At 59.7% G+C, this 9,203-nt stretch carries 13 protein-coding genes; 4 read left to right on the top strand and 9 right to left on the bottom strand.

All coding sequences use genetic code 11. From position 1 onward, the window contains the following. Nucleotides 1-58 precede the first annotated feature (58 nt). Nucleotides 59-721 (bottom strand): TonB-dependent receptor plug domain-containing protein, encoded by a 663-nt coding sequence (locus tag A8G00_RS23105; RefSeq protein ID WP_253258070.1) that lies wholly within the window; start codon nucleotides 719-721, stop codon nucleotides 59-61. Nucleotides 722-867: 146 nt separating this feature from the next. Between A8G00_RS23105 and A8G00_RS23100 the strand changes: the two genes are divergently transcribed. Then, a complete protein-coding gene (locus A8G00_RS23100) occupies nucleotides 868-1,656 on the top strand; it encodes a DUF4198 domain-containing protein (RefSeq protein WP_103001799.1) in 789 nt (262 codons plus the stop codon). Between the two features lie 27 nt (nucleotides 1,657-1,683). After that, a complete protein-coding gene (locus tag A8G00_RS23095) occupies nucleotides 1,684-2,163 on the top strand; it encodes a hypothetical protein (RefSeq protein ID WP_103001798.1) in 480 nt (159 codons plus the stop codon). Nucleotides 2,164-2,351: 188 nt separating this feature from the next. Here the strand turns inward: A8G00_RS23095 and A8G00_RS25735 are convergent, their stop codons facing one another. The 3 genes from A8G00_RS25735 to A8G00_RS23085 form a co-directional block, all read right to left on the bottom strand. Next, nucleotides 2,352-2,639: a DUF5990 family protein gene (locus A8G00_RS25735; RefSeq protein WP_253258069.1), complete on the bottom strand. Its 288-nt coding sequence runs from the start codon at nucleotides 2,637-2,639 to the stop codon at nucleotides 2,352-2,354. Then, the gene (locus A8G00_RS25730; protein ID WP_253258068.1) at nucleotides 2,527-2,790 is read right to left on the bottom strand and encodes a DUF5990 family protein; all 264 of its coding nucleotides are present in this window, start codon (nucleotides 2,788-2,790) and stop codon (nucleotides 2,527-2,529) included. The genes A8G00_RS25735 and A8G00_RS25730 overlap by 113 nt, the downstream gene beginning before the upstream one ends. 181 nt (nucleotides 2,791-2,971) lie before the next feature. Continuing rightward, nucleotides 2,972-3,799, bottom strand: coding sequence for a helix-turn-helix transcriptional regulator (locus A8G00_RS23085; protein ID WP_301182323.1), 828 nt, complete (start codon nucleotides 3,797-3,799; stop codon nucleotides 2,972-2,974). 102 nt (nucleotides 3,800-3,901) lie between these two features. Here A8G00_RS23085 and A8G00_RS23080 point away from each other — a divergent pair, with 102 nt between their 5' ends. Together A8G00_RS23080 and A8G00_RS23075 are read left to right on the top strand one after the other, a co-directional pair. Beyond that, nucleotides 3,902-4,801: an SDR family oxidoreductase gene (locus A8G00_RS23080; RefSeq protein ID WP_103001797.1), complete on the top strand. Its 900-nt coding sequence runs from the start codon at nucleotides 3,902-3,904 to the stop codon at nucleotides 4,799-4,801. Nucleotides 4,802-5,196: 395 nt separating this feature from the next. After that, entirely contained in the window at nucleotides 5,197-5,478 is a 282-nt protein-coding gene (locus A8G00_RS23075) for a hypothetical protein (protein WP_103001796.1), read from the top strand. A gap of 7 nt (nucleotides 5,479-5,485) precedes the next feature. Here the strand turns inward: A8G00_RS23075 and A8G00_RS23070 are convergent, their stop codons facing one another. The 5 genes from A8G00_RS23070 to A8G00_RS23050 all read right to left on the bottom strand — a co-directional run bounded on the left by A8G00_RS23070 (nucleotide 5,486) and on the right by A8G00_RS23050 (nucleotide 9,081). Beyond that, the gene (locus A8G00_RS23070) at nucleotides 5,486-6,148 is read right to left on the bottom strand and encodes a S24 family peptidase (protein WP_103001800.1); all 663 of its coding nucleotides are present in this window, start codon (nucleotides 6,146-6,148) and stop codon (nucleotides 5,486-5,488) included. Between the two features lie 194 nt (nucleotides 6,149-6,342). Continuing rightward, entirely contained in the window at nucleotides 6,343-6,789 is a 447-nt protein-coding gene (locus A8G00_RS25385) for a JAB domain-containing protein (protein WP_172451960.1), read from the bottom strand. 392 nt (nucleotides 6,790-7,181) lie between these two features. Next, nucleotides 7,182-7,526, bottom strand: coding sequence for a hypothetical protein (locus tag A8G00_RS23060; protein ID WP_044660754.1), 345 nt, complete (start codon nucleotides 7,524-7,526; stop codon nucleotides 7,182-7,184). Between the two features lie 66 nt (nucleotides 7,527-7,592). Continuing rightward, complete coding sequence (locus A8G00_RS23055; protein WP_052628129.1) at nucleotides 7,593-8,054, bottom strand: helix-turn-helix transcriptional regulator; 462 nt, start codon at nucleotides 8,052-8,054, stop codon at nucleotides 7,593-7,595. Nucleotides 8,055-8,244: 190 nt separating this feature from the next. Next, on the bottom strand, nucleotides 8,245-9,081 hold the full coding sequence (locus A8G00_RS23050; RefSeq protein ID WP_253258067.1) for a TonB-dependent receptor: 837 nt from the start codon (nucleotides 9,079-9,081) through the stop codon (nucleotides 8,245-8,247). Nucleotides 9,082-9,203: the final 122 nt, after the last annotated feature.

Genomic DNA, 9,203 nt, shown 5'->3' with positions numbered 1-9,203 from the left:
CTCCACGGCAAACATCCCCGGCCGCTCCAAAAAGAGCAACCTTACCAATGGCTGGTTTTTACTCCGCCGCGCTCAGCAATTTGCCGGCGCTCCATTGGCCTGGTTTGTCACCGCCGTGCACACCTTCGGTCGGCTGCACCGCGACGATGCCCGACAGCGTCTGCGCCTGCGCATTGGTTTCCGTCGCCGCTTTTAGGCGCAGCGCGAGCGGATCGCCTTCGCTGAGGAAGTCCGATGCATCCTTGGTCGTGAAATTGACCACGCCCGCCAGCGCCCCTGCTCCATAGAGCGTCGATGACGCCGGTCCGCGCAACACTTCCACCCGCTTGTACAGCTCCGGCTCGGTGAACAGCGCGCCCATGCGGTATTGCTCATAGAATTTGGTGACGCCATCGACGGTCAGCAGGATGCGGTTGTCGGAATCGCCGATCGCCGTGCCCATGCCGCGAATGTTGAACCCCTGTCCCAGCTGGCCGACGCCGCCCTGCACATTGACGCCAGGCAAGCCTTCCAGCAGATCGCCGATGGTGCTGGCCTGGGTCTGGTCGATATCCTCCTGATCCAGCGCGCTCACGGCCTGCGGCGTGTCGATCGCCACCTTTTCGGCACCCGCGGAGATGATCATCCGGTCGAGCGCCATGCGTGTTACCGCGTCGCCCTGCTCTTGCGCCAAAGCCGCAGCGGGCGACATCATAACTGCCGTTCCGATCAGCGCCGTCATATTTTTTACCATGTGCCAAGGGCCCCCTTTCTGGCCGGCGGCGCAATCCAAACCGCCGCATCGGCTCCGCACCTAACAGCATTTTTTCCTTATTGCAAGTGAGTCGCATTAGATATAGTAGACGGCGCAACGAAGGGGGACTTTACATGCTCAACCGATCATTCCGCTTAGCGATTTTCTCCGCGATGCTGGGCTGCGCTGCCGTCGCGCACGCCCATATGCCGTATGTCCTGCCCACCCGGTTCGACATTGATAAGGGCGATCATATCACCGTCCAATCATCCTTCGCCGAAGACGCATTCGTGCCCGAAGTCGCGATGCGCGACGCGCCCTTCCATCTGGTCGGCCCGGACGGCAAGCATTTGCCGACCGGCCCCGTCACCCATTTGCGCGACCTCAGCATCTTCGAGGCCGACACGAAAATCGACGGCACCTATCGCGTGACCACCGGCCAGCGCGCCGGCCGCAAGGGCAAGATGTTCAAGGTCGGCGACAAATGGGAGATGCGCGGCGAAGGCAGCGAGCCGTCCGCCAACGCGCAGCAGGTGGACGTGCAGAGCATGACGCTGGCCGAAGCCTATGTAACGCGCGGCCAGCCGACCGACGGCGCGCTCAAGCCGCTGGGCAAGGCGCTGGAAATCCAGGCCGTCACCCATCCCAGCGGCATCGCTGCCGGCTCGGACGCAGCCTTCATCCTGCTGTTCGACGGCAAGCCGCTCGCGAACGCCGACATCACCCTGTTCCGCAGCGCCGGCGCCCATGACGGCCGCAAGGTTGCTGCCCAAATCAAAAGCGACGCCAGCGGCCGCTTCAGCGTCAAGCCCGACGATGCCGGCACCTATCTCATCCTCGTGCGCCATCGCGCCGCCGCGCCGGCCGGGTCGGAAACGCCCTATCGCAGCTATACCTATACACTTAGTTTCGACGCGGCTTAAGGCGCGCGCCTTTTCAGGAGAACAGACATGACCTATCGCCTCCCGCTCGCCGCCCTCCTGCTCGCCGCCGCCCTTTCGGTTCAGGCGGCGCCGCATGAGGGCAATGCCTTCATCCACGATTATGACGCCAATCATGACGGCCAAGTCACGCGCGCCGAGTTCGACGCTGGCCGCTTGGCTCGCTTCAAGGCCACCGACCCCAATGGCGATGGCGGCCTGTCGGAAGAAGAATATGTCGCCGAATATAGCACCCGGTTGGAAAAGCAGCTCGCTGCCTCAACCGAGAGCGACGAGAAAAAGGCGGAGGAACGCCAGCGCCAGATCCGCCAGGCCCATGTCCGCTTCGGCGTGCTCGATAAGGATAAGGAAGGCAAGATCGTCCAGGCCGAATATGATGCCTCGGGCACGCGCGCTTTTGCCGAGCAGGACAATGACAAGGACGGCACCGTGACCCAAGCCGACGCCGCCGCCGCGCGCCAACTCGCCGCGCGCGCGAAGGCGAACTAAAGAAGCACTGCCGCGCCGCCTCTTGCCGGCGCTGACGCGCTTCTGATCAGGCTGATTTTCCAAGCACCGCGTTGCTCCCGTCGCCTGACGAACTGCAGTGCGGCGCGACCCAGGAATCAGCGAATATTCAGGATAGTGCATCGGGGCAGGCCGCGCTTGACTCGCGTGCTGACAGCGTCGTTCTGCGATCAGACGATACGCCATCCGGCCGGCCGTACAGTAACGCTAGCGGGGCTACCGTCTTTTCCGATGCCGATAATCGTGGTTTCGAGTAACGCTTTCTTCGCTATCGCCTGGTCCAGCAGATCTTGGTCGATGTCGTGGATGTCGACCTTGATCCGTCGTGACCATGGCGAGGAAGGGTCAACCCGCCAAATTGCCGACCCGTATGTAGACGAACCGGCGCTCAGGTCCTTCGCGACGGACCTGTTCGCCGAAGAATTTCGGTCCAGCGCCGACCCGACCCGAAAAATCAAAGGCCAGCGCTTCGCCCGCCTCTGAGAGCCGTGCATCCAACGGCTGACCGTCTTTGCTCTGCAGCTGTAGCGACCCCGGAAACAGGCTCCACGACGATGCGCATGGAAATTTCGACTTGCGCTGTACAAACCATGCGCCTGCTATAGCCACTGCAGATGAGCTCGCAAAGTCTGGCGCGCGAAGCTCCTAAAGCTCGTCCGAACAGGCCGTTCCGTCGGCCATTTTGAAGTTTCAGGATGGAAAAGCTGACCGTCCGTAGCTGGGCATCAACAAATGGCAGCCGAACGGCCGACAAGGGTCGATCCCGGAGATAGCGTCCATGCACCAAGTCTCAGAGATTGGGACGCGTTTCGATGTAGGCCTGCACGCGTGCGGCGACTTCAGAGGAGGCCGGATTGTAGACCATCATGACCAAATCCTGCCGTCCCTCAACTGCGAAAGTGGAAAATTCCAATTCGATGGATCCCATCTCGGGATGCTGAAGGCGCTTCACCCCTTCGCCATGGCCAACAACCTCGTTGTCGCGCCACAGGGCCGCGAATTCGGGGCTCATGTTGGATAACTCTTCGACGAGATGACGGATTTCTGCACCAGCGCCCGCTCGCGCCGCATCGGCCCGGAAGGTGCCAACGACAAACCGTGCAACGCTGCGCCAATCCTCCTGCGCGGCCTTGACCCGGGAGTCAGAGAACATCAGCCGCAGAATATTGCGTTCTCGCCGAGAGAGAGTGGAATAGTCGGTCAGGATTGCGGCGGCGGCCTTGTTCCAGGCCACGATATCCCAGGTCGCGGTGCGGATCATCGCGGGACTGAAGGGGATGGCATCGAGCACGCGCTGCAAGCGGGCCGAAATACCGTCCGGTTCGCTATAGCGGGCTTCGGGAGGATGGCCGAATGCAAGAATATGAAGGTGTTCTCGCTCCGGCTCGGTCAGCATCATCCCGGTTGCGATGCGCTCGACCACGTCCGCGGAAGGTGCCCCACCCCGTCCTTGTTCGAGCCAGGTATACCAGGTCGCACTGATATTGGCGCGTTGAGCCACTTCTTCCCGGCGCAGCCCCGGAGTTCGGCGGCGATCGGTCGAAAATCCGAAAGTTGCGGGGTCGAGCCGCATGCGACGGTCGCGCAGAAATGTGCCAAGAGCGTTGTCGATCTTCACCAGACGTCCAGACGGTTTAGATTTATACCATGATAAGTTCACTACTTTAACAGGAAGATATCGAGGCAGATAGAGGCTCCCCACACTATCGGAGTATCTTTGATGCGTATTTTTCTCACGGGGGCGACGGGTTTCATCGGCTCGCGCGTATTGAGCGAATTGCTTTCCGCCGGACATGAGGTGTTGGGTTTGACGCGCTCTGAAGCGGGTGCGGCAGCTCTCGAGGAAGCGGGAGCACATGCACATCGGGGGACACTGGAGGATCTGGACAGTATCCGCGCCGGGGCCGCCGATGTCGATGCCGTGGTTCACACCGCGTTCGATCATGATTTTTCCAACTTCGTTGCGAATTGCGAGAAGGATCGGCGCGTAATCGAGGTTCTAGGCTCCGTGCTGAAAGGGAGCGCACGTCCCCTTCTCATCACGTCGGGAACAGGCATGGGAGACCCGGGGGATGGCACACCCGCCCTGGAGGATGTGTTGAACCTTGCGCATCCCAATCCCCGGATCGCTTCGGAACGCGCGGGGATGGCGTTGCTCGAAAGCGGCGTGAATGTGTCGGTCATGCGCTTGCCGCAGGTCCATAACACGGTGAAGCAGGGCCTCATCACGCCCTATATCCAGATCGCGCGGGAGAAAGGCAGCGTTGCCTATATCGGCGAAGGTAGCAATCGCTGGCCCGCCGCCCATGTTCTTGACGTGGCCAAGCTGTTTGCGCGCGCCATCGAACGCGGACAGGCGGGCGCGCGCTATCATGCTGTTGCCGAAGAAGGCATATCCGCGCGCGAGATCGCTGAGGTCGTGGGCGAGGGACTTGGTTTGCGGGTCATCTCCTTGCCTCCGGAAGATGGGCCGGACCACTTCGGCTGGTTCGCGATGTTTATGGCGCTCGACATGCCAGCCTCGAGCAAGAAGACGCGCGAATTGCTGGATTGGCAACCTGTCGGGCCCGATTTGCTGACGGATATGAGAGCGATGGATTACGTCGCCATATCGGTCTGATGAACCCGGCCGGAGAATGTTGAGGGCGAACTGTGATTGGGTTCTGCCGTGACACCCCATGGGAGGTGACCGCGGCAAGGTCCGTCCGGAATCAGTCGCTTGCCAATAGTGCCACCGTGGACCTCCCAAGTCCCATGCCAGTCTCATCTTGAGCTTTCGGGATAGAAAAGCAGACTGACCGGGCTTGGGCGCTGCAAATCAGCGACTGAGTGACCGGGAAGGGTCGAGGACGGCAGCTGCCTGTTTGGTTCAATTGCAATTCAGCTGGCCAGGCTGTAGCTGCACGGAGCGCCAGCGCTATTGTTGATCGGCTTCATCCTCTTTGAACCATTCACCAGGCCATTTCGGATTCGAAAGATTTTCGCATTCGCCTTGGGCAGGAGTAGCAGGGCTCCATGAGGTGGAAGGCCGAAATAGCGGAAAAAGCGCGTAGTTCTTCAGAGCGAGCGCTGGAGGAACTGCAAACTTCGCGCGTTGAAGTGCAGCTGGATCAACATGTGGCGGACATCGCCAAGATTCTGAACAAGTGCCTGAGTTTTTTGGATGAACTGGGCCTGTCTCAAGCAGGAGCGCATCTGGGCGCGGCGATCGACGCATTGCCTGGGCAAGCAGCCGTGCCGCCTATTGAGTTGCTCGATCTGATTGCCGACTTGCCGACCGTTCCATCAGAGCCTTAGCCGCATATCAACGGAAAATGCGCCCTGACCAAACGACCCGGCCCACAATAGTGACGAGCGCGGGATCGACGTTCGTCCTGCTCGGATAGAGGCTGTTGTCGCTCAATATGCTGAACTCGTCGCGTCGCAGCCCCATCGCAACGCGCTTGACCAGGAGCACGTCGTCCAGGCGCAAGACATAGATGCCGTCTCGAAGCCTGCTCATATTGTCGCTGTGATCGACCATGATCTCGTCGCCATGGTTCAGGGTCGGGGTCATGGATTCGCCATCGACGCGTATGATCGAGACATAGGGCGGCCGAACCCCGATGTCCTGGAGCCAGCGACTGTCGATCGCCACGCTGTCGGATGCGCTTTCATCAATGTCGAGCGCGCCCGCCCCGGCCGAAGCGCCCAGAGAAAGTCTCGGCACGGAGACCGACCTTGCCGGTTTGGAAGGCGGTGCGGGCTCGGCCCCTTCCAACGGCAGCCCGCTGAGCAGATGTTCGGATATGCCAAGGAACCGTGCGATCGTTCGACGGTCCTGCTCATCCAGCCTGCGGGGGGTCCCGCGCTTGATGAACTGCTGAATATAAGCCGGATTTCTGCCGATCAGGCGCGAGATGTCGGAATAGGTGGCTTTGCTTTGGGCAATCTTCTCATCCAATAACGCACGAACGTCTTCCATCATCATATCTAGCTAGCTGTGGTTCCGGACTTATCTTACGTTAATTCAAAATCAGGCTTTGGCAAATTTCTGTTGTCGCTACCCTCTCGGTTGGTCGCAATTCCCAGGGACATATTTCCCCCGTGAGGGTAATACGGGATTCTACCTATGCGTCGTCGGTCGAAGGGGAAAGGCAGATGGGCAGGCGCGGAGAAGGGCTACATATAGCCCAGGTTCCGGAAGCTGAACGAGCCGTTCCGGGAGACGATGATATGGTCATGCACCCTGATCTGCAGTTCCTTGCAGATCCTGACGAGCCTTCGCGTGAACTCAACGTCCGCCCGGCTAGGCTGGGGCACGCCGGAGGGATGGTTGTGAGCGAAGAGAAGCATGGGCGATCCGCATGCTATGGCGTGCCTCACAAGTTCGCCCAAAGGGAGCTCCACATGCGTTGCGGTGCCGGGCCAGATGCGTTCGTCGGCTATGGCGTCGCAAGCATCATTGAAGAATAGAACGCGGACTTGTTCCTCGGCCAGCGCGGCCATGCGCGCTTCGAAATAAGGGATCAGGCCAAGGCTCTGGCAGCCATGTTCGCGCAGGATCGCCGATATCGGATGTCGAGCACGATTCCGCGCACCATGAAGAGCTGCATCGGAAAAGCCCATAGACTCCTCAGACCATGGTAAATCTTCGGATCGATCCCGATCTGGGCGATTGACCCCAAATGGACCGCAACAGCAGCGAGCGCGCAACCGCTGGTCCAAAGGGGCCAATGCCGGTTGCTCTGAAGTGCGAGAATGACGAATGCCACAAGACATATCACGTCTACAGACAGCACCGGGTAAAGAGTGTGACCCCAGCTCTGATCGAGGATCGAGGTGTAGAATCCCGCGACTGTCTTGAACACGATCAATCCCGCGCCGATGCGCCCTACCGAACCGCCTGCGCATGCGGCATACAGACAGCAGCATAGCGTCATAATCCAATACAAGATCAAAAGCATGAACTCTGGCCGTCTTCCATATTGTGCAAGACGGCCAAAGCACCTAAGCAGCCCTTAGGCAACCAGTTGCAACTGCGATTCCGGCGCGATCCAAGGGCATAGCGGGCCAGGGTCACAGCCGATTTCGACGGTGCGCAGGTTTGAGTCCTGCTTCATATCGATCAGCATCTTGTGAGCGTTCACGAAGTTGCGGCGGCCTTCCACGAAGGTCTTGAAGCCGTCGGCCAGTTCCTCGAGCGCAGGCTGGCCCGCCGCATCGCTCAGCTTTGCTTCGGAAAAGGCTTCGATCACATCGGTCGTCAGCATGGAAAATTTCTTGAGCGCACCATCGATCAGAAGTTGCGTCCGGCCAAGATCGGTCACGATCTTGCGGGCCTGCAGCGGATTGAATTCGGTCATGAAGTCTCCTTCGCACCATCCCTTGGGGCGTGCGTTTGTAAGAGCTGGTTGTCGTGAAGCGGAGCGTCATCTCGACAGGGCGTCGAGTGCCGCCGCAAAGAGGATGATCACCGTCAGGACGATGATCGTCAGAAAGAGCGCGATCCTGCCGATCGCCATGAGGCGCTGAGTGCGTGTCAGGTCATTGGTTGGACCTCCGATAGGGGGAAGGCCGAGCGACTTGGGCTGCGCCTGTCGCCGCTCGACCGGTTCCTCGGAAATGCCTGCATCCTCGCGGATTTCAACGTCGGTCGGCTTTAATTCAAATTGTTTGAACGGAACTGCGCGGTCGATTTCCACGAAAATCCGTGCCGCTTCGCGCCGATTCTCCGCATTCAAAATCATCCGGGCACGATGAAGATACTGGTCGACGGTCTGATGAGTCAGGCCCACCAGCGGCGCAATCTCCTTCGAACTTCGTCCCTCCGCCGTCAGGCGGAGACACCGCTTTTGCACATCGGATAATTTGGCGATCCGATCGTCCAACATGCGCCTCCCGATAGTCTCCCTCATTAACCATGTCTGTGGCGGAAATTTCCTAGGCTGTGTAGAGAGAATTCGCGGAAAAAAACGAGGGGAGACTGTTGGATGCCGGGCCCAGCTGTTGATCGTGGCCGCGCGAATTCAATGGCAATGGCTGCGGACAGGGCATTGAAACTCGCCACGCTCTCGACTCGACTCACAGTTGTCCTTCGAACGAAACGCCCAATATGCGCGGCGCGTTCAACGTGCCGCGCCTGCGACCATCGGTATCCACGAAAAACTGGTTTGGCTTCTGCACATTGAAGATGTTCGCGGCCGTTAGAAACGCCCCCATATGCTTTCCTTGCCATCCGACCTTCGCGTTGACGAACGTCCGGGCAGGGATGTCGCGAGCGCGCTGATCCATGACATTCTGGTAATAGGCGGCGCGATGATTGGCGTTGACGTTCGCTGACCAACCAGAGGGATGAGTGAAGTTCGCGCTGCCTGAAAGCGTCCAACGTGGCGCGCGTGGAAATGTCTTGTTCTGGCTATTCTCGAGCGTGTTGCCTTGGGCGATGGGGAAGTTTTTGAACCGGGCGCTTCCAAATCCGAGGCCTGCATACAGGGTGAGCGTTCGGGAGATAGCGCCATGCGACTCCATCTCAAAGCCCTGGAGCCGGGATTTGCCCGCGTTTATGATCCTGGTGTCGTAAAGGGCTCCTGGGGTCAGTTGAACCAGCACCTGCTGGTCCCTCCAGTTGGTACGATAGAGATTGGCGTTGAGCGAAAGCCGGTTTCCGAACCATGACGAGCGCAACGCCCATTCATAGGTGGTGCTGTACTCGGGCTCGAAATCATAGCTTTCCGCGCGCTGCTCGTTGAAGCCCGAACCTCCCGCCCTATAGCCGCGTTGCGCCGTCAGGCTCAACGCCATATTCGGAGCGATATCATAGCTGAGGCCCAGCTTGGGGAGCCAGGCCTCATAACGTACGCGACGGGGCGGTTCGGCGCTGTTGGCGCCCTGGACGAGATTGAGGAGCAGGTCGTTCAACTGTCTGTCGTCAGAACATTTGGCGCAGATCGCGGCGTAGATTAGCGGAGCGCGGGCCTCGTCCTGGGGTTGATATTAAGCGGCGAGCTTGCGGTGCTGCAAGCGTCGGTGTTCGATGGTCT

The organism is Sphingobium sp. SA916 (assembly GCF_002894065.1).
Lineage (GTDB): Bacteria > Pseudomonadota > Alphaproteobacteria > Sphingomonadales > Sphingomonadaceae > Sphingobium > Sphingobium fuliginis.
This window is presented reverse-complemented; position numbering and strand designations above follow the sequence as displayed.

What these genes read in the sequence shown, in the direction of transcription:
- A8G00_RS23105 (WP_253258070.1), bottom strand. Translation starts at nt 721, where the DNA reads ATGACGGCGCTGATCGGAACGGCAGTTATGATGTCGCCCGCTGCGGCT.
- A8G00_RS23100 (WP_103001799.1), top strand. Translation starts at nt 868, where the DNA reads ATGCTCAACCGATCATTCCGCTTAGCGATTTTCTCCGCGATGCTGGGC.
- A8G00_RS23095 (WP_103001798.1), top strand. Translation starts at nt 1,684, where the DNA reads ATGACCTATCGCCTCCCGCTCGCCGCCCTCCTGCTCGCCGCCGCCCTT.
- A8G00_RS23080 (WP_103001797.1), top strand. Translation starts at nt 3,902, where the DNA reads ATGCGTATTTTTCTCACGGGGGCGACGGGTTTCATCGGCTCGCGCGTA.
- A8G00_RS23075 (WP_103001796.1), top strand. Translation starts at nt 5,197, where the DNA reads ATGAGGTGGAAGGCCGAAATAGCGGAAAAAGCGCGTAGTTCTTCAGAG.
- A8G00_RS23070 (WP_103001800.1), bottom strand. Translation starts at nt 6,148, where the DNA reads ATGATGGAAGACGTTCGTGCGTTATTGGATGAGAAGATTGCCCAAAGC.
- A8G00_RS25385 (WP_172451960.1), bottom strand. Translation starts at nt 6,789, where the DNA reads ATGGGCTTTTCCGATGCAGCTCTTCATGGTGCGCGGAATCGTGCTCGA.
- A8G00_RS23060 (WP_044660754.1), bottom strand. Translation starts at nt 7,526, where the DNA reads ATGACCGAATTCAATCCGCTGCAGGCCCGCAAGATCGTGACCGATCTT.
- A8G00_RS23055 (WP_052628129.1), bottom strand. Translation starts at nt 8,054, where the DNA reads ATGTTGGACGATCGGATCGCCAAATTATCCGATGTGCAAAAGCGGTGT.